General features: G+C 50.4%; 16 protein-coding genes, 1 tRNA gene and 2 pseudogenes. 13 read left to right on the top strand and 6 right to left on the bottom strand.

All coding sequences use genetic code 11. The annotated features are described in order from the left end of the window. Positions 1-319 precede the first annotated feature (319 nt). Together J7438_RS09135 and J7438_RS09130 are read right to left on the bottom strand one after the other, a co-directional pair. Positions 320-694, bottom strand: a complete 375-nt coding sequence (locus J7438_RS09135) for a hypothetical protein (RefSeq protein WP_209276289.1) — start codon at positions 692-694, stop codon at positions 320-322. Positions 695-966: 272 nt separating this feature from the next. After that, a complete protein-coding gene (locus tag J7438_RS09130; RefSeq protein WP_209203104.1) occupies positions 967-1,194 on the bottom strand; it encodes a hypothetical protein in 228 nt (75 codons plus the stop codon). Between the two features lie 309 nt (positions 1,195-1,503). Between J7438_RS09130 and J7438_RS09125 the strand changes: the two genes are divergently transcribed. Continuing rightward, the gene (locus J7438_RS09125) at positions 1,504-1,683 is read left to right on the top strand and encodes a hypothetical protein (RefSeq protein WP_209276288.1); all 180 of its coding nucleotides are present in this window, start codon (positions 1,504-1,506) and stop codon (positions 1,681-1,683) included. Beyond that, positions 1,683-2,132: a PIN domain-containing protein gene (locus tag J7438_RS09120; RefSeq protein ID WP_209276308.1), complete on the top strand. Its 450-nt coding sequence runs from the start codon at positions 1,683-1,685 to the stop codon at positions 2,130-2,132. Before J7438_RS09125 ends, J7438_RS09120 begins: the two co-directional genes overlap by 1 nt. Here the strand turns inward: J7438_RS09120 and J7438_RS09115 are convergent. After that, positions 2,031-2,255: pseudogene (locus J7438_RS09115) on the bottom strand (UDP binding domain-containing protein); the annotation flags it as partial. The gene J7438_RS09120 and the pseudogene J7438_RS09115 overlap by 102 nt on opposite strands. Positions 2,256-2,405: 150 nt before the next feature. Continuing rightward, on the bottom strand, positions 2,406-3,554 hold the full coding sequence (locus J7438_RS09110; protein WP_209203107.1) for an RNA-binding domain-containing protein: 1,149 nt from the start codon (positions 3,552-3,554) through the stop codon (positions 2,406-2,408). Positions 3,555-3,664: 110 nt separating this feature from the next. Here J7438_RS09110 and J7438_RS27645 point away from each other — a divergent pair. Next, positions 3,665-3,978: pseudogene (locus tag J7438_RS27645) on the top strand (IS110 family transposase); the annotation flags it as partial. A gap of 318 nt (positions 3,979-4,296) precedes the next feature. On the opposite strand, the gene J7438_RS09105 reads toward J7438_RS27645, so the two are convergent. Beyond that, positions 4,297-4,473: a hypothetical protein gene (locus J7438_RS09105; protein WP_209203108.1), complete on the bottom strand. Its 177-nt coding sequence runs from the start codon at positions 4,471-4,473 to the stop codon at positions 4,297-4,299. After that, positions 4,431-5,282, bottom strand: a complete 852-nt coding sequence (locus tag J7438_RS09100) for a hypothetical protein (protein ID WP_209276287.1) — start codon at positions 5,280-5,282, stop codon at positions 4,431-4,433. The genes J7438_RS09105 and J7438_RS09100 overlap by 43 nt, the downstream gene beginning before the upstream one ends. A gap of 382 nt (positions 5,283-5,664) precedes the next feature. On the opposite strand from J7438_RS09100, the gene J7438_RS09095 reads away from it, so the two are divergent. The 10 genes from J7438_RS09095 (at position 5,665) to J7438_RS09050 (ending at position 20,054) form a co-directional block, all read left to right on the top strand. Beyond that, positions 5,665-5,740: transfer RNA gene (locus J7438_RS09095), tRNA-Trp, on the top strand. 88 nt (positions 5,741-5,828) lie between these two features. Then, positions 5,829-6,197: a preprotein translocase subunit SecE gene (secE, locus tag J7438_RS09090; protein ID WP_209203110.1), complete on the top strand. Its 369-nt coding sequence runs from the start codon at positions 5,829-5,831 to the stop codon at positions 6,195-6,197. Between the two features lie 12 nt (positions 6,198-6,209). Beyond that, positions 6,210-6,743: a transcription termination/antitermination protein NusG gene (nusG, locus tag J7438_RS09085; protein ID WP_101748382.1), complete on the top strand. Its 534-nt coding sequence runs from the start codon at positions 6,210-6,212 to the stop codon at positions 6,741-6,743. 285 nt (positions 6,744-7,028) lie between these two features. Beyond that, positions 7,029-7,463: a 50S ribosomal protein L11 gene (gene rplK / locus J7438_RS09080; RefSeq protein ID WP_020581778.1), complete on the top strand. Its 435-nt coding sequence runs from the start codon at positions 7,029-7,031 to the stop codon at positions 7,461-7,463. Further along, positions 7,463-8,158, top strand: a complete 696-nt coding sequence (gene rplA / locus J7438_RS09075) for a 50S ribosomal protein L1 (RefSeq protein ID WP_209276286.1) — start codon at positions 7,463-7,465, stop codon at positions 8,156-8,158. Before rplK ends, rplA begins: the two co-directional genes overlap by 1 nt. Before the next feature lie 320 nt (positions 8,159-8,478). Beyond that, positions 8,479-9,009, top strand: a complete 531-nt coding sequence (rplJ, locus tag J7438_RS09070; RefSeq protein WP_101748379.1) for a 50S ribosomal protein L10 — start codon at positions 8,479-8,481, stop codon at positions 9,007-9,009. A 93-nt stretch (positions 9,010-9,102) separates the two neighbouring features. Beyond that, positions 9,103-9,477: a 50S ribosomal protein L7/L12 gene (rplL, locus tag J7438_RS09065; RefSeq protein WP_101748386.1), complete on the top strand. Its 375-nt coding sequence runs from the start codon at positions 9,103-9,105 to the stop codon at positions 9,475-9,477. Positions 9,478-10,280: 803 nt separating this feature from the next. Further along, complete coding sequence (gene rpoB / locus J7438_RS09060; protein WP_209276285.1) at positions 10,281-14,357, top strand: DNA-directed RNA polymerase subunit beta; 4,077 nt, start codon at positions 10,281-10,283, stop codon at positions 14,355-14,357. A gap of 74 nt (positions 14,358-14,431) precedes the next feature. Further along, entirely contained in the window at positions 14,432-18,643 is a 4,212-nt protein-coding gene (gene rpoC, locus J7438_RS09055) for a DNA-directed RNA polymerase subunit beta' (protein ID WP_209276284.1), read from the top strand. Positions 18,644-19,295: 652 nt separating this feature from the next. Further along, positions 19,296-20,054, top strand: coding sequence for a hypothetical protein (locus tag J7438_RS09050; protein WP_209276283.1), 759 nt, complete (start codon positions 19,296-19,298; stop codon positions 20,052-20,054). Positions 20,055-20,078 lie beyond the last annotated feature (24 nt).

Raw genomic sequence — 20,078 nt, 5'->3', positions numbered from 1 at the left:
ATCACTTATATGAGTTAGTGGAGAGATTCAATGCATAATTCTTGTTTATCTACAACCTCAACCCCAGCTAAAGAATAGTACATAGTTTCAGATGACAGGGGAGAAAAATATATTCTAAATTATGAACAGGTTAGTTCAGGGGTTGATGGTTCAAGGCAATCAATTTGGTCTGTGTGCTCTTATCCTGGTGGTCATTTGATTACTAATTTTGGAGATAATTCTGTATTTTCTTTACATTATTTAAAGTTCACTGGAACACCTGTTGGAGAAAGGAATAGCGTTACACTTTCCATAATAAAAAATTTGTTTAACGATGTGCTTATTTGAAAATTGTTTCGATTGCTACCGTGGTTATTTTATTCATGATGCAAGATGAAGCCGAGTAATAAATCAAGCCGTCCTTTGCGCCATCAAAAAAACCTTTTGTAATATATGAAGTATCACAATCAGGGGATAGATATACGGTTATACCTGCACCAAGCAGTGACATTATACCGGGCACTATGCATACAACCCTCTTATCAAGAGTTCTAAGCCATTGCTCCTCATTTGGAAGGAGACCTAAAAGTAACAGGCTAGTCCCTAACTTGACCTCTTCATAAACGGCTTGATTTTCATTGGAAATATTTTCATTAATCAGCTTGGTAAGTCCGGAAATAGCATGCTGACCCCCATAATAAACTTGAATATCCATTGTCATAGCAAAAAATCGACTAACAGTAGTAATAATTTTTCAGGCCAAATGTAACACTCTGGATGACCCTATCTGGAACGCCAGTTTTCAGTCGGACAACTTGATCTATAGATGCTTTCAACTTTTTATCATCCATGCAGGGGAATACAGAATTGGTAATCTTTGGACAATTGAATGTCACTGTAGTTCCGGTATAAAAAATTCACTTAAATTGAAGCGTTAGTACTTAAATACTCTTTGTAACATCCCCGCCCTACCGGGCTGTCTCTTAGTCAGATCTCTACACCCTTTGTCATCCGGTAGGTGTGGAGACGGTCTTGCAGTTTTGCCCAGCCCTCCCAAACAACTAACCATCCGGGAACGCCTGTTCGTTTAGAGTCACACCAGCCACCCACTTTCGCTATGGTTTGGAGTAGCCAGGACATTGTTGGTACCTTTTTAGGCAGAGACTTGTTCTCATAATACGTGATCCAGAGAACTTTCCATTCCTCGTCATTCACAACTTTATTGGCTGGAGCAAAGTTACTATATTCGCTGGCAGGGTCTAACGGACCTTTTGATTATCAGGAGGGGAATCGGATTAAAATAAACCACCTGAAATCATTACTTTCTGAAGATAATCCCGAAGCCATTCTGAGTAATCCGTTTCATCATATAACGCAACCTCATCGGAGGTCGCAATACATATCGGGCCCTGCTACACCTAAGGCATCAAGGGTGGCAAGCCTTCATTACTTCGCCTCGCAGCTGCACACATAGATAGTCTTTTCAACGCCGTTAGACGGTCCATTTCTTATCTTGAAAGACCATTGGCCAAGAATACTAATGCAGGTAAAGCATGGACCGGTAACGCCTTGAAAAAGGCGGCCGTTAATGAAGCGCTTGCCGAATTCATTCGCCTTCGCAAGCAGCTGGAACTGCTGGATGATTTCGGCACCATTGATTACCACGACGATCAGGCCCCCACAAAAGAGGTCCGTAGAAAATAATGGTGCTGGTAGATACCTGCGTATGGTCTGCTGCACTGCGTCGGCGTAATGTTGAATCCGTACCCGAAGAAGCAATCCTGTTGCAGAGATTAATCCGTCAGCACCGGGCCGTGATGATTGGTCCAATACTGCAGGAAGTGTTAACCGGCATTAAGCATGAGGCTCAATTCACACGCTTGTGTGACAAACTCAGTGCCTTTGATCTGCTGCCCATTTCTGAAATGGACTATATCAGCGCGGCGACTCAAGCCAGCATCTGTCGTAGAAATGAGGTTCAGGACTCTCATACCGACTTTCTGATTACTATAATGGCCATCAAACACCAGATACCTGTACTGACAACAGATAAAGAATTTATCCAGCACATCCGCCAGTTCATCCACCATAAGGTTGGAAACGATCACATTGGCGGTCTGCTTGAACTCGTTAAGGTCGGTAATCGCCCGTGAGTTAAAGAACTACGCTTCATCCAGCACCGGATCATACACCACCACCTGAACCCTCTTGGCCCTGATGCGCTTCATAATGCCTTGGATGGACGATGCCCGGAAGTTATCGGAACCGGCCTTCACCGAGAAAAAACTGAACCAGGCCTTGGTTTTTAATTGCTGGGTCGGGAAGAGTTTTCCTTGACTTCATGCAAGAATCAAGATCTGACCCCGGTTTTTGACTTCGGTTTTTTTTGACCTCACTTTCCGGTTTTTGCCCAGTTTCCCGGTTTTTCAAGTACGGGCAATGATCACAGTAAAAGTATTCCCGGCACGATCATCAATAAACTCAATATCCGGATGTGCTTTCAGAGCCCTGCGAATTCCGCTGCCTAGTCCGCGGTAGGGCAACACCTTCGAGGCAAAAGAGGCCAGAATGGGGTTTCTTATATTTGAATTGCCCATCATGACATTCTCTACCGTTAAGTTATTAGGAAGCACCCCCGGGCTTATTATCTCGATACGGTCTGAAAAAACCAACAGGCGCACAGGAGCTGAGATAAAGTAATCCCTGTGTATCAGAGCATTGGCGATAAGCTCTTCAAAAACAATCCTCGGTATCTCTGGCACACCCGTAGAATTAAAACTCTGGTCGTTTTGAACGTGGCGGATATTAGCCAGGAGGAAACTCATGGCTTCCCGGAAAAGATCCGACAACTTCCCACTAATATCCCGGCTGTCAATATAGTGCTCATCAGCAATATCATTTCCCGGGAAGGCGACTGCCTTGATGATATAAACGGGCAAGCGAATCTGTGGCCTGATCGCGAACAGTAATGCGCCACTGATGTTCAGCTGTCCATCTCGCATCAGATTCATGTTTTCCATCAGCTGCGTGCAGGAAATACCCTGATCAGCAACAGATTCACCAAACTCACGTTCAAAAAATGAGCTGAAGAAGTCTTGGTCCACATCAGCTATGGACGAATTTCTCACAGGTATCTCATCCGCATGCACCAGGGCGGCTGACTGGAACATACGTTTCAGTTCTTCCCGTGCGGTGACTTTTCGCTTATCGGCTCCACTTTTCACGAATACATGTAGATTCTTGTCCATATAGGGCTTGCTGATACCCTCCGGCACGGTTACAACCATAACCATACCCTCAGGATGAGAAATATTTTGAGTGACAGGCGCAATAGGTGGCCGCATATGCTCCGTTGCCGCATTTGAAACCAGTTGGTTTAATCTGCCAATATCATCAGGTGTCAGCCCCGCCAAGGATCCATCATCATTGACGCCAATAAGGATCATTCCCCCTAACGAATTGCTGAAAGCCACCATCTCCTGCGCCAGAGAATCAGAGCGTGTGACATTAGCTTTGAACTGGTGCTTGGAGTCCTCACCCTGAGTGATCACGTTTAAGAGCCTGACCGTATCCATGCCCTGTATACCTGTTTTTGTGGGGTAGTATTTATCAGGAAGTTTACCAGAAAGAGTGAAGTCATCCAGAATCAGGAGCAAACCAGAAAGATCAGTTTGTTTTTCTCGGAATTGATCTGAGTAAAAAGAGTTTCAAGTTGCATGGTGTTGCTGCCAAAGGACATGTGACTCTCAAAAAGAAACTTAACCGCAAGGTACTCTTGCCCTTTATGGCTAACCTGCCTCAATGCTTATCGGCATTGAAGCTTGTGGAGGTTCACACTACTAGTGGCGTAAGTTTATTGAGCTTGGGCATGACGTTCGCATAATCGCTCCCCAGTTCGTAAAACCATAGGTAAAGTCAAACAAGAATGACGCTGCCGATGCTGAGGCTATCTGTGAAGCCATGCAACGCCCAAGTATGCGCTTTGTGCCAACCAAAACTAGCTTGCAAACTTTTGCTTACCATACCCGGTGTTAGCATGAGCATCGGCATCAAACTATTAAACGTTTGTCGTTAGACAAGAAAAGCAAAAGCGGTTAATCAGTGTAAGAAGCCTGCAACGAGTTGCGTTGATAAAGTTCAAAGGATGGCATATAAGGTAAGACCTGCACTCCCTTGAACCTGACCGGGGTCAGGGCCCATAGAGGCCGAAGACCTGATGAAGCGGGAGTGAGGGGATTCCATCGGGGCCAGAGGTATTGTGGACCTCACCCCAAAGGCCGGTCTCTTTATTAAGAGAATGGAAGTATTACTCTTTAGTCATGATGGAAAGCTTTTCCTTGCAAAGCGGGGCGGACCATATGTGATCCAGGTTTTGGTTCGATACTCCCTGAACTGACTGATATGCACTTTAAAATCATCATCCCGTTGGGTGTCGCCATCCTCACCCACCGTCAGGCCATGGTCATACTCTCCGGTGTAATTGATATCATCCATTCGGTATCACGGCCATGATCCACCTGACCAGCGCGGGATTCTTCCGCCAGTGAGTTATCCACCACTCCCTGTTGGGTCAGGTTACGGGAAGCATCGGCAACATTCTGGAGATAATCCGCAGCAAAAGAGAGCGCCTGTTCTTCGCTGTAATCGCTGCCCATCAATTGAACATAAATAGAAAGTGCCTCTGATAATTCATAGGGCGCTTCATCAGAACGCATCGTCCTGAAATACTCTTTCAAATCAAGAATGTCGAATCCCGCACGGGCAACGTCCCTTACCTTTCGCCTGGCAAAAGCTTCGTTGGAGAGTCCGTCACGGACTTGTTCTCTGTGGGTTTGTCCGAAGTATTCCGGCGCAGATAATTGAGCAGATTCTGCAATCGCCGGTTGTTTTCCACTGGCGTCAATCTCGGCATCTGCTCCAGCATCGCCTCGATCTCTTTCTGCCGTTGGCGGATCTCCTTCATGAGCTGAGGTGTCGCCTTGCGCTTCAGTCTTTCTTTTTGTCGGGAGTCCCGATTGCGCTCTGGTGCCATAACCATCCCCAGGATTCTCAACGGTGTAAGGGTAATCCAGATTGTTCAGCTGATTAACCTGATGCTCAGTCAACGGTTCGTTGATGTGTGAACCTTTCAGCTGGGTTTGTACCGTCTCATTAGACGGTCTGGACGGGTAAGGAGTTCCATCCGGCAAGGTCATTAAGTCAGGATCCTCGTACTGCGCCCGACCCCATTCAAGCTCGTCAGTATGCCCTTCAATCCGTTCACCGTCCGGTGGCGACAACCGTTCTTTATGCAGATTCGGCATGTCTGCCAACTTTTCTTTCCCCGGTTCTTGCTTTTTTCTTTCGATTCCTGTTTTATATGCGGCGGTTCGAGACCCTTGAGCTTGTCACTGGCGATTTGTCGTTTATTTTGTGGTTTCATGATTTGTATGTGCCCACGGGCGGTTTGAGTGGGGAGGTTGAAGGGTCTTGAAAAGATTGGTTGGTATGATAAGATGCTGAAATGAAAAGGGTTTTCATCTTTTCTTCCCTTTTCAGGTGTTTGTTGAAATGTTTTGTTTTTGAGAGATGTGTGTCTCTTTTCTCGAGTGCTGATTTTTTGTGCTCGATAAGCCGAAAGGCTTTTCAGGTCGGTTGATGATGATTATAATCCACCGGCACTGCAATCCAGAGTGATAGTGTTTTAGGCCAGTAGTTCAATTGGTAGAGCACCGGTCTCCAAAACCGGGGGTTGGGGGTTCGATTCCCTCCTGGCCTGCCATTTCCAATGATCAAGCTCCTGGGGTGCTTGTTCTCAGAGGTCTTTTAAAGATCTTTTCAAGAAAGCCTGGATAGAGAAAATCAAGCTGATGAGTGGAAATTCTGAAATTGCGACTTCGGGTCGTCTGGATGGTCTCAAATGGGGCCTTGTGGCGGTTCTGGTCGCTGTTGGTGTTTACGGTAATTATTACTTCTCTGCTGAGTCGCTCCTTCTCAGGGTTGTCGGTCTGCTGGTAATCGCGGCGGTTGCCGGGATTGTTGCTCTGCAGACGGTAAAAGGTGGTGCCTTCTGGACGTTGCTGAAGGATGCCAAAACCGAGATTCGCAAGGTTGTCTGGCCTACTCGTCAGGAGACGGTGCAAACTACTCTGGTGGTGGTTGCTGTCGTGTTAGTGATGGGCCTTATTTTGTGGGGGCTCGATTCTCTGCTAGGCTGGATGATCAGCAGCCTGATTTGATAGGGACAGGACATGGCGAAACGATGGTATGTGGTTCATGCCTACTCTGGATACGAGAAGCAGGTGTTGCGCTCTCTGAATGAGCGTATCAAGCGTCTTGGTATGGAAGAGTATTTTGGCGAAATTCTGGTGCCTACCGAGGAAGTGGTAGAGATTAAAAACGGCCAGAAGCGCAAGAGCGAAAGAAAATTCTTTCCGGGCTATGTGTTAGTCCAGATGGAAATGAACGAAGACTCGTGGCATCTGATTAAAGATACGCCTCGGGTTATGGGCTTTATTGGTGGTACCGCCGACAAGCCTGCGCCGATCACTGAAAAAGAAGCGGATGCGATTCTTCGTCGTGTGCACGAAGGTGCTGAGGCTCCAAGGCCTAAGACTCTGTTTGAGCCGGGTGAGATGGTTCGTGTTATTGAAGGTCCTTTTGCCGACTTTAATGGTGTGGTGGAAGGCGTTAACTACGAGAAGAGTCGTCTCCAGGTGGCAGTAATGATCTTTGGCCGCTCAACGCCGGTAGAGCTTGAGTTTGGTCAGGTTGAAAAAGTGTAAGCTGGTCGAATTGATCTCATAACCCCGTTTGCCAGTTCTGGTAACGGGGTTTTGTGTTTTTTGGGGTTGTGCTTGCATTCTCCCTTATTATTTGGCCTGAAAAACGATAATTGTGTGAATTGCAATTATCTTACGTGTTTTTGCGCTGGTGCTTTCGGGATGATTTCTGTAAACTACCGCGCTTTGAAGACGGGTAGCCGTGGAAATTGATGCTTTTTCGGGATTCCTTGTAAGAGGGTCTGAAAAAAAGCGTCGAATGAGGCAGTGACCCATGTAGAGGTTAAAATGGCCAAGAAAGTACAAGCTTATATTAAGCTTCAAGTGCCTGCTGGACAGGCGAATCCATCCCCACCTGTTGGTCCTGCCCTGGGTCAGCACGGTGTCAACATCATGGAATTCTGTAAGGCGTTCAACGCAAGCACCCAGAAAATGGATGCTGGCATGCCGATTCCTGTTGTTATTACTGTATACAGCGATCGCAGTTTCACTTTCGAAACCAAGACTCCACCTGCTTCTGTTTTGCTGATGAAGACTCTGAAGCTGAAGAAGGGTTCTGGCCGTCCAAATACCGAGAAAGTCGGTACTGTGACTCGCGAGCAACTGCTTGAAGTTGCCAAGATCAAAGAGCCTGATCTGACGGCTGCTGACGAAGACGCAGCGGTGCGTACCATTGCTGGTTCAGCTCGTTCCATGGGTCTGATCGTGGAGGGTGTTGAGTAATGGCTAAGATGTCAAAGCGTGCCAGGCTGATTGCTGAAAAGATCGATTCTACCAAGTCTTACGGCTTTGAAGAAGCTGCCGGTCTGCTGAAAGAGATCTCCAGCGTCAAGTTCAAGGAAACCATCGAAGTTTCTGTCAACCTGGGTGTGGATCCTCGTAAATCTGACCAGGTGGTTCGTGGTTCTACCGTGCTGCCTAACGGTACCGGTAAAGACGTTCGCGTCGCTGTGTTCACCCAGGGTGCTAACGCTGAAGCCGCTAAAGAAGCGGGTGCTGAAGTGGTTGGTATGGAAGACCTGGCTGAGCAGGTTAAAGCGGGTCAGATGGACTTCGACGTAGTGATCGCTTCTCCTGATGCGATGCGCGTTGTTGGCCAGCTGGGTCAGATTCTGGGTCCACGCGGCCTGATGCCTAACCCCAAGGTTGGTACTGTAACGCCTAACGTTGCTGAAGCGGTTAAGAACGCCAAGGCTGGTCAGGTTCGTTTCCGTACTGACAAGAACGGTATCATTCACGCTGGCGTTGGTAAGATCGACTTTGATGCGGCTGCCCTGAAGCAGAACGTTGAAGCTCTGCTGGTTGATCTGAAGAAACTGAAGCCTTCTTCCAGCAAAGGCGTTTACATGAAGAAAGTTACCCTGTCCTCTACTATGGGGCCGGGTCTGACTATCGACATGTCTTCTCTTTCTGCCTAAGCCTGTCAGCGTAAGCGATAGAAAGAATTACTGAAATCTGGATTATCAGATTTCTGGCTGGTGCAAGCCAGTCGCAACCCTCTTTGGGGTCCCTGCTGTCATAGCGGGGGTCGTCAAAGATCGCAGGTGTCCAACGCCGTGCCTGTTTATTCAGGGGCCTTTCTCCGGAAAGGGTTATAGGCGGAGGGCTTAATGTCCTGCGTAGACGGTGAGTATGCGTTTTATCCAAAACGATATACACCCATCACCGTATTGTAAGCGCTTAATGATTTATCACAGATAAATCATAAGTGAAACTTCATAAATTTGGAGTAAAGCCCATGGCGTTAGGACTCGAAGACAAGAAGGCTATTGTGGCCGAAGTCAGCGAGGCTGCACAAAGCGCTCTGTCGGCTGTAATCGCGGACTACCGTGGTCTTACTGTTAGTCAAATGACTGCTCTGCGTAAGCAGGCTCGTGAAGGTGGCGTCTATCTGAAGGTAGTGCGTAACACCCTGGCCAAGCGCGCTGTAGAAGGTACTGAGCTTCAGTGCCTGCAGGAAGTTCTGGTAGGCCCTACTGTGCTTGCTTTCTCTATGGAAGATCCGGGTGCCGCTGCGCGTCTGATGAAGGATTTTGCCAAAGAGAACAAAGAGCTGGACATCAAAGCCCTGTCTATTTCCGGACAGTTGCTGGGTGCGGAACAGATCGATGTTCTGGCCAAGATGCCTACTCTGGATCAGGCTCGCGCAATGCTGATGAGCGTAATGATCGCACCGGTAACCAAGCTGGCAAGAACTCTGAACGAGATTCCTGCAAGCATTACCCGTGTTGTGGCAGCTGTTGCCGACGAGAAGAAGAAAGCCGCTTAATCCTTGTTGGATTGGTTTTCTTGCTTTTTTGCTTAAACAAATTCCGGGGCTGGCTGTTTGTTTGCCCCAACCAAGATTTTTGGAGATATAGAGATGGCTCTGTCCAAAGAAGATATCCTGAATGCAATCGCTGAAATGTCTGTAATGGACGTTGTTGAACTGGTTTCCGCTATGGAAGAAAAGTTCGGCGTTTCTGCTGCTGCTGCCGTTGCTGTTGCTGCTGCTCCTGCTGAAGCTGCTGCCGCTGCTGAAGAAAAAACTGAGTTCGACGTAATCCTGGCTGACGCTGGCGAGAAGAAAGTTAACGTCATCAAGGTAGTACGTGCTGCTACTGGCCTGGGTCTGAAAGAAGCCAAGGCTGTTGTAGACGGCGCTCCAGCTCCTCTGAAAGAAGGCGCTTCTAAAGAAGAAGCTGAAGAGCTGAAGAAGCAGCTGGAAGAAGCTGGTGCTAAAGTAGAAATCAAGTAATTTTCTACAAAAGCATTGCATAATCCCGGGTCTGTTGCATAATAGATTCAGGTGGCTGGTGCCTGCGAGGGTGCCGGCCTTTTTTCCGTTGTATGAGCTATATCGTCTGAGTAACTGTATTTGCACGTAGATCCTGTTCTATATCATGAAACTTCCCATTCTTTTCAGTCTTTTTGGCTGGACGGGGTTCTTCGTGATGTTGATTGGGGTATTGCTGTTTTGGCAGATCGTTGTGGCAGAGATATGGACCTGGAAAAGTCGTCGCAGAAACTGGTCAATCTGGAGAAGGCTTTTTGTGATGGTGTAAAACGTTTAAATACAGGGGTTTTCCGGTAATTATAGTACCACTTCAGATCAAGCTGTGAGATGATGGTAGATTGCTGTAGAGAATTCATGCGCTGACCGTTTTGCCCAGCCTGACATATATAGGCTGTCCAATAAATCCATTGGGCAGATTCGAATACCGCTTCCGTTGCCTTGTGCGATGTAAGCGGTATTGCCGTGAAAGCAGGGTAGTAAATCTGAACAATAGTATTAGATTGCTTTCTGTTCAGGCGCTAAAGCTCATACAACGGTTGATGTCTATCACGACATGAAGTGTCTACAACGATGCGCAAGTGTCTGTAACGGCATTAAGAGTATCTGCAACACCTTAAGGGTGTCTGTGATACAGGTCAGTAAATGACCATAAAAGTTGAAAATTTATTGGTTTTGACAGGGAGCCACCCGCTCTCGAACTAACCTACTATGGCCAGGCGACGCCGCCTGAAGTCAAAAACAGGTAACCAAGCTGGGGAACGCTGATGGCATACTCGTATACAGAGAAAAAACGCATCCGCAAGGACTTCGGCAAGCTGCCGAGTGTCATGAATGTGCCGTATCTGCTGGCGATTCAGCTTGATTCATATCACAAGCTGTTGCAGTCAGATAAAGAACCGGCAGCCAGAGAAGATATCGGGCTGCACGCAGCCTTCAAATCCGTCTTTCCAATCGTAAGCTATTCCGGCAATGCCGCCCTTGAATATGTTAGCTACAGACTGGGTGCTCCTGCGTTTGATGTCAAGGAATGCCAGCTCAGGGGTGTCACTTACGCAGTACCTCTGCGTGTCAAGGTGCGCCTGATTATCTACGATAAAGACTCCGCTAACAAGGCAATCAAGGATATCAAAGAGCAGGAAGTGTACATGGGCGAAATTCCGCTCATGACCGATAACGGTACCTTTGTTATCAATGGTACAGAGCGTGTTATCGTATCCCAGCTGCATCGCTCTCCGGGCGTATTCTTTGATAATGACCGGGGTAAGACGCACTCCTCCGGTAAGCTGCTGTATTCTGCCCGTGTTATTCCTTACCGTGGTTCATGGCTGGACTTTGAGTTTGATCCAAAGGATCTGCTGTATGTCCGTATCGACCGTCGTCGTAAGCTGCCTGCCACCATTCTGCTGAGAGCCATTGGGCTTTCCAATGAAGAAATTCTTGATAATTTCTTTGATTTTGTTGAATTCAACATTGGCGCTGAAAATGTCAGCACCGAGTTTGTTGCCGATCGTCTGAGAGGCGAGGCTGCCAGCTTTGATATTTACGATAACGACGGCAATGTGGTCGTAGAGCAAGGCCGTCGTGTCACTGCCCGACACCTCCGTGACCTGCAGAAAGCCAACATCAAGAACCTGGAAGCGCCGGTTGATTACATCTATGGCCGTGTTCTGGCGAAGACTGTTATTCACAAAACGACCGGTGAAATCATTGTTGAGTGCAACACTGAGATCACCCCTGACGTTTATGAAAAACTGCTGTCTGCCGGTATCAAAACCGTAGAAACGCTGTACATCAATGAGCTGGAGTGTGGTCCGTTCATGTCTGACACCCTGCGTGCAGATACCACCACCAACCGTCTGGAAGCGCTCGTTGAAATCTACCGCATGATGCGCCCTGGTGAACCACCAACGCAGGATGCGGCTGAAGCCCTGTTCCAGAACCTGTTCTTCTCCACCGAGCGTTATGATCTGTCTGCCGTCGGTCGAATGAAGTTCAACCGTCGTCTGGGACGTGATGAAGATACCGGTTCCGGTGTTCTGGATAACTCCGACATTATTGATGTCCTGCGCATCCTCGTTGATATCCGCAATGGTAAAGGTGTCTGTGACGATATCGATCACCTGGGTAACCGTCGTGTACGTTCCGTTGGTGAAATGGCTGAGAACCAGTTCCGTGTCGGTCTGGTACGTGTTGAGCGTGCCGTTAAGGAACGTCTGAGCCTGGCGGAATCCGAAGGCCTGATGCCTCAGGATCTGATCAATGCCAAACCGGTAGCGGCGGCGATCAAGGAGTTCTTCGGTTCCAGCCAGCTGTCCCAGTTTATGGACCAGAACAACCCGCTCTCCGAGATTACTCATAAGCGTCGTGTATCCGCGTTGGGTCCGGGTGGTCTGACCCGTGAGCGTGCCGGTTTTGAGGTTCGTGACGTACACGCGACGCACTATGGTCGTGTCTGCCCCATCGAGACCCCTGAAGGTCCCAACATCGGTCTGATTAACTCGCTGGCAACCTATGCCCGTACCAACGACTATGGCTTCCTGGAAGCACCATACCGTCGTGTTGTTGATGGCAAGGTGACTGACGACGTTGATTACCTGTCCGCCATTGAAGAAGGTGAATACGTTATCGCCCAGGCATCTGCTGCCATGGATGAGAACAAACAGCTGACCGATGAACTGGTCGTTGTGCGTTACCGTGGTGAAGCCACCCTGATGAGCCCGGACAAAGTCCAGTACATGGACGTGTCTACCAAGCAGATGGTATCCGTTGCGGCCTCCCTGATTCCATTCCTTGAGCACGACGACGCTAACCGTGCCTTGATGGGATCGAACATGCAGCGTCAGGCCGTACCTACCCTGAGAGCAGAGAAGCCTCTGGTGGGTACCGGTATGGAGCGTAACGTTGCTTCCGACTCCGGTGTCTGTGTGGTTGCCCGTCGTGGCGGTGTGATTGATACCGTTGATGCTGCCCGTATTGTGGTGCGTGTGAACGATGATGAAGTGCAGCCAGGTGAGGCCGGTGTTGATATCTACAACCTGACCAAGTACACCCGTTCTAACCAGAACACCTGTATTAACCAGCGCTCTCTGGTTAAGGCTGGCGATCAGATTGCCCGTGGCGACATCATGGCGGATGGCCCATCGGTTGATATGGGTGAACTGGCGCTGGGTCAGAACATGCGCGTCGCGTTCATGCCCTGGAACGGTTACAACTTCGAGGACTCCATCCTCATTTCCGAGCGTGTCGTTCAGGAAGATCGCTTTACCACCATCCACATCCAGGAACTGACCTGTGTGGCCCGTGACACCAAGCTTGGTGCCGAAGAGGTCACGGGCGATATTCCCAACGTGGGTGAGTCTGCCCTGAACAAGCTGGATGAAGCCGGTATCGTTTATGTAGGTGCAGAAGTGGGCGCTGGTGACATTCTGGTGGGCAAGGTGACGCCAAAAGGTGAAACTCAGCTGACCCCGGAAGAGAAGCTGCTGCGTGCCATCTTCGGTGAGAAGGCATCCGATGTTAAGGATACCTCCCTGCGTGTACCGACCAGTGTCAAAGGTACCGTTATTGATGTTCAGGTCTTTACCCGTGATGGCGTAGAGAAAGACTCCCGTGCACTTTCCATTGAAAAGGCGCAGCTGGATGAGTACCGCAAGGACCTGAATGAAGAGTTCCGTGTAGTTGAGCAAGACACCTTCGCCCGTCTGCTTGGTGCCCTGCGTGATCAGCCGGTGGTTCGCGCACCGGGTCTTGGCAAGGGTGACCGGATCAGCGACAGCTATCTGGATGGCCTGGAGCACGAGCAGTGGTTCAAACTGTCCATGGAAGACGAGGCGCTCAATGAGATGCTGGATCTGTCCAGAGAGCAGCTGAAAGAGCGTCGTGCCCAGCTGGATGAGCGCTTCGAAGACAAGAAGAAGAAGCTCCAGACTGGCGATGATATGGCCCCTGGCGTGCTCAAGATTGTCAAGGTCTACCTGGCCATCAAGCGTCGTATCCAGCCCGGTGACAAGATGGCGGGTCGTCACGGTAACAAGGGTGTTATCTCCATCATCATGCCGGTAGAAGACATGCCGCACGATGAAGAGGGTAATCCGGTTGATATCGTACTGAACCCTCTGGGTGTGCCATCGCGAATGAACGTTGGTCAGGTGCTTGAGACTCACCTGGGTGCTGCGGCCAAAGGCCTTGGCGTCAAGATCAACCGCATGCTGGAAGCTCAGCAGAGCATGGTTGAACTGCGCAAGTTTCTGAACGAGGTCTACAACGGTATTCCCGGCTCCAGCCCGGTGGAAGTTGACTCCTTCAGTGATGAAGAAGTACTGGAGCTGGCCCGCAATCTGCGTGGTGGTGTGCCAATGGCAACGGCGGTATTCGACGGTGCCAAAGAGACCGAGATCAAGCGCCTGCTGCGCCTGGCGGACATGAACGACAGTGGCCAGGTCAAGCTGTTTGACGGTCGTACCGGCGAATCCTTTGAACGTCCGGTCACCGTTGGTTACATGTACATGCTCAAGCTGAACCACTTGGTAGACGACAAGATGCACGCTCGTTCTACTGGTTCTTACTCTCTGGTTACCCAGCAGCCTCTGGGTGGTAAGGCACAATTCGGTGGCCAGCGTTTCGGGGAGATGGAGGTCTGGGCGCTGGAAGCCTACGGTGCTGCCTACACTCTGCAGGAAATGCTGACTGTGAAGTCCGATGACGTCACTGGCCGTACCAAGATGTACAAAAACATCGTGGATGGCGACCACAGAATGGAAGCCGGTATGCCGGAATCTTTCAACGTACTGTTGAAGGAAATCCGCTCACTGGGCATCGACATCGAACTGGAAACCGAATAACGAACGTGTGGCCAGGGTGTCTGCTTTCTGATTGATAGAACAGCAGGCGCCTTGCACCGCGAGGAGATACGATCTTGAAAGACTTATTGAATCTGCTCAAGACACAGGGCCAGACGGACGAATTCGACGCTATTCGGATTGCGCTGGCTTCACCGGACATGATCCGGTCCTGGTCATACGGCGAAGTGAAAAAGCCGGAAACCATCAATTACCGTACGTTCAAGCCTGAGCGTGACGGTCTGTTCTGTGCCAAGATTTTTGGCCCGGTCAAAGACTACGAGTGCCTCTGTGGTAAGTACAAGCGACTGAAGCACCGTGGTGTTATTTGTGAGAAGTGTGGTGTTGAGGTGGCCCTGGCCAAGGTGCGTCGTGAGCGCATGGGTCATATTGAGCTGGCCAGCCCGGTGGCCCACATCTGGTTCCTGAAATCCCTGCCATCCCGTATCGGTCTGTTGCTGGACATGACCCTGCGTGATATCGAGCGGGTGCTGTACTTTGAATCTTACGTTGTTGTTGATCCGGGCATGACCACGCTGGAGAAAAACCAGCTGCTGTCGGATGAGCAATACTACGAAGCCCTGGAAGAGTTCGGTGATGACTTTGATGCCCGCATGGGTGCCGAAGCCATCAAAGGTCTGCTGGCGGATATCGACATCGAAGACGAAGTCAACACGCTGCGTGAAGAGATTCCACAGACCAACTCTGAAACCAAGCTGAAGAAGCTGAGCAAGCGTCTGAAGCTGCTGGAAGCGTTCCATAACTCAGGCAACAACCCTGAGTGGATGATCCTGACCGTTCTGCCGGTTCTGCCGCCCGATCTGCGCCCTCTGGTGCCGCTGGACGGTGGCCGTTTTGCCACGTCTGACCTGAACGATCTGTATCGCCGGGTGATCAACCGTAACAACCGTCTGAAGCGTCTGCTGGACCTGAACGCGCCGGATATCATTGTCCGTAACGAAAAGCGGATGCTGCAGGAGTCCGTTGATGCGCTGCTGGATAACGGCCGTCGTGGTCGTGCCATCACCGGTTCCAACAAGCGTCCCCTGAAGTCCCTGGCCGACATGATCAAGGGTAAGCAGGGTCGATTCCGTCAGAACCTGCTGGGTAAGCGGGTAGACTACTCTGGTCGTTCGGTTATTACCGTAGGTCCTACCCTGCGTCTGCATCAGTGCGGCCTGCCCAAGAAGATGGCGCTGGAACTGTTCAAGCCATTTATCTTCGGTAAGCTGGAAGCCAAAGGCCTGGCAACCACCATCAAAGCTGCCAAGAAGATGGTTGAGCGGGAAACCCCTGAGGTGTGGGACGTTCTGGCGGATGTCATCCGCGAACACCCGGTCATGCTGAACCGTGCGCCAACCCTGCACCGTCTGGGTATTCAGGCGTTCGAACCGGTGCTGATCGAAGGTAAGGCGATTCAGCTGCACCCACTAGTGTGTGCCGCCTATAACGCTGACTTCGACGGTGACCAGATGGCGGTGCACGTACCGCTGACGCTGGAAGCCCAGCTGGAAGCCCGTGCCCTGATGATGTCCACCAACAACATCCTGGCACCCGCCAACGGTGAGCCAATCATCGTACCTTCCCAGGACGTGGTACTGGGCCTTTACTACATCACCCGTGAGCGCATCAACGCCAAGGGTGAAGGCATGGCCTTCGTTGATATCGACGAAGTCATGCGTGCCTACCGTACCAAGGCGGTTGATCTGCATGCCCGCATCAAGGTGCGTGTCCATGAGAAATACAAGGATGGTGAAGGGGTCGAGCACGAAAACAAATTCCTGGCGGATACCACCGTTGGTCGGATGATCCTTTGGGATATCGTTCCTCAGGGGCTGCCTTTTGCCCTGGTTAACCAGGCCATGAAGAAGAAGGCGATTTCCGGCCTGTTGAATGCCTGTTACCGTCGGGTGGGTCTGAAGGAAACCGTTATCTTCGCTGACCAGATGATGTATCTGGGCTTCCAGTATGCAACGATTTCCGGTACCTCCATCGGTGTTAACGACTTCGTTATTCCTCCTGAGAAGGCGCGCATCATTGATGACGCCAACGAAGAGGTTAAGGAAATCGAAAACCAGTTTGCTTCGGGTCTGGTAACCGCCGGTGAGAAGTACAACAAGGTTATCGATATCTGGTCCCGTGCCAACGAAATGCTGGCCAAGCGGATGATGGATAACCTGAAGTCCGACACGGTTATCAACAGGCAGGGCGAGGAAGAAGAGCAGGAATCCTTCAACAGCGTCTACATGATGGCGGACTCCGGAGCCCGGGGTAGTGCGGCACAGATTCGTCAGCTGGCGGGTATGCGTGGTCTGATGGCCAAGCCAGACGGCTCCATCATCGAAACGCCGATTACCGCGAACTTCCGTGAAGGTCTTAACGTACTCCAGTACTTCATCTCCACCCACGGTGCTCGTAAGGGTCTGGCGGATACCGCTCTGAAAACAGCGAACTCCGGTTACCTGACCCGTCGTCTGGTTGACGTTGCCCAGGATCTGGTAGTCACTGAAGACGACTGTGGCACCAACGACGGCCTGCTGATGACGCCGCACATTGAAGGCGGGGATATCGTAGAGCCATTGGGTGAGCGTATTCTGGGCCGTGTGGTGGCAGAAGACGTACTCAAGCCAGGCAGCGACAGTGAAATTGCCGTACCGGCCGGCACCCTCATTGATGAAATGTGGGTGAAGCGTCTCGAAACCATGAATGTTGACGAGATGCGCGTACGTTCCCCAATTACCTGTGAAACCCGTCACGGTATCTGTTCCAAGTGTTACGGCCGTGACCTGGGTCGTGGTCACCTGGTGAACAAAGGTGAAGCTGTGGGTGTTATCGCCGCCCAGTCCATCGGTGAGCCGGGTACACAGCTGACCATGCGTACCTTCCACATCGGTGGTGCGGCATCCAGAAACGCAGCGGCAGACAGCGTAACGGTGAAGAACAAAGGTTCTATCCGTCTGCTGAACCTGAAGTCGGTTGAACGTAAAGACGGCACTCTGGTAGCGGTCAGCCGTTCCGGACAGCTGGCCATTGCTGACGAATTTGGCCGTGAGCGTGAGCGTTACAAGCTGCCTTACGGTGCAATGATTTCGGTGAAGGACGGCGACCTGGTAGAAGCGGGTCAGACGGTGGCCAAGTGGGATCCACACACTCACCCGATCATCACGGAAACCGCCGGTATTGTTGAATTCCAGGGCATGGATGAAAACATCACCGTGAAAACGCAGACCGATGAACTGACCGGTCTGTCCAATATGGAAGTGATGGATCCGAAAGATCGTCCGTCCGCCGGTAAGGATATTCGTCCAGCCATTCAGCTGAAAGATGCCAATGGTAACGAACTGAAGCTGCCAGGTACTGACGTTCCTGCTCAGTACTTCCTGCCAGCGAACGCCCTGGTGAACCTGGTGGATGGTGCCACGGTGGAAGTGGGTGCGGTACTTGCCCGTATTCCTCAGCAGTCGTCTGGTAACCGGGACATCACCGGTGGTCTGCCAAGGGTTGCTGACCTCTTTGAGGCCCGTAAGCCAAAAGAGCACTCGATCCTGGCGGAAATCTCCGGAACCATCGGCTTCGGTAAGGAAACCAAAGGTAAGAAGCGTCTGGTGATTACCCCGACTGACGGTACTGATCCTTATGAAGAGCTGATTCCGAAATGGCGTCACCTTAACGTGTTTGAGGGTGAGCAGGTAACCCGCGGTGAAGTTATCTCCGACGGCCCGACCAACCCACACGACGTATTGCGTCTGTTGGGCGTCGGTGAACTGGCTCGCTACATCGTTAACGAAATCCAGGACGTATACCGTCTGCAGGGTGTAAAGATTAACGACAAGCACATTGAGACCATTCTGCGTCAGATGCTGCGTAAGGTAGAAATCACCGATACCGGTGACTCGACCTTTATCCGTGGTGACCAGCTGGAGTACACTCGCCTGCTGGAAGAGAATGACCGTGTTAACCGTGAGAACGGCTTCCCGGCCAAGTTTGAGCGCGTACTGCTGGGTATTACCAAGGCATCTCTGGCAACAGAATCCTTCATCTCTGCGGCTTCCTTCCAGGAGACCACCCGTGTCCTGACCGAAGCGGCAGTAACCGGCAAGCGCGATTACCTGCGCGGCCTGAAGGAGAACGTGGTCGTTGGTCGTCTGATCCCGGCAGGTACCGGTCTGACTTACCATGCTGAGCGTCGTAAAGGGCGTGAAGAAGTTGAGTTTGAGACTCCGGCCAAGGTATCGGCTTCTGAAGTTGAGCAGGCACTGTCTGATGCTTTGAACTTCGGTGAAGTTTAATTGCTGATCCGTTAAAGGCAGGCCTGCCTTTAACATCCAAAAAAGCCACCGGTCCGGTGGCTTTTTTTTGTCTGTTGAAAAATAACCATAAGTGCTTTGGGGCTAGGAGGCTGACCGAGAATAGCGCCCGTAGCGAGGACGACAGAAAATTGAGGATAAAAATTTGGTTTTGTGAGGTGAATAGCGGGGCTATTTGCCGAACAAAAGCGGATTTTTAGACCAATTTGCTGTCGCCGCAGTAGGGCAGTCTATTCTCGGACAGCCTCCTAGTGACTTTATTGCTGATCAGCTTCCTGAGTTAGCCAACGAATATTTTACGCTTACTTGACGGTGTGTGTAGTTATACAGGGGAACTGGCATTTCCTCTTATCACTCTAAATACCCGGTTTGTGTCTGTCATTCCAATAATGGTTGGACTCATCCAGCGACTAAGGGTTTTCAGGGGATATGAGGTGTGGAAGCGTTAGCTGTCAAAACAGCTGGTTCACGGAATCTGATGCCGCCCGGTCCTGCAGGGGAAGGCGGCCGTTTACAGAGAGCAAGAGCCTGGGTGTGGGATGTCTGTGTTCCTGCGACCAAAAAGCTGTTGCCTGTTGTTGGAAACACTTACCGGGAGAATAAAACCTGGTGTGAACGATTGGGAGGGGTGGGGGTGATCGCCGGTATTGGTCTCTACACCGGTATGATTTCCCTTCCTGCGATTTTTTACCTTGGGGGTGGGTTTGCGGCGGGGACGATTTACTGTCGTGGCTCAATGAGGGAAGAAAGCAATCATAATGTGACGTCTAATGATCCTCCGCCCACTTTGCCCGGGCCATCAGGAGATGGCCGATGCTCAAAACAAGACATTGTCGCATTAATGAAAGTCCTTGATGATCTGCTGATGAAATTTTCAGATTTGAATACCAGGGTGGATGCTTTGACTGCAGAGAGGACAATGGCTGCAGTTAATCGATTGAATCAAGAGGCATCCAGAAAGAAGGGAGCAATAGCGCAAGGCCTGCCGGATGATGTCAGCCTGAAAGAAGCCTTGCAGATCGCCTGTGTGATAAGACCTCGCATCTTTCTTACCTTGCTGCATGAGTTATCAGGAGTGAGTTCAGCTGGAGAAGATATGGGTAAAATTGTCAATAAGATTCTGGGGGAGACTTTTCACAACCCATGCCCTGAAATACGTCGGACGCGTCGAGCGGATTATGAACAATTGGCAGACGCTTTTCTTGAGTCAGGCAACGCGGGCTCCCAGGGTAAAAGATGGCGGCCTGTGTCTCAAAAAGTGCAGGTTGATATTCTTCACGGGATAACTGCTCCGTGGACCATAGCGGATGAAGGCAGGGTGCAAGAGGTGATGCATAAAATAGATAAAGTCGCCAGTTTAGCCCTTTATCAGTGGAAAACGGCTCGTAAATGAAGCGCGCTTTCGTTAATTCTTCCA

Origin of the sequence: Thalassotalea sp. G20_0 (assembly GCF_017744175.1) — a bacterium.
Classification (GTDB): Bacteria; Pseudomonadota; Gammaproteobacteria; order Pseudomonadales; family Endozoicomonadaceae; genus Endozoicomonas.
Note: the sequence above shows the minus strand (reverse complement) of the source record. Positions and strands in the feature narration are given on the sequence as shown.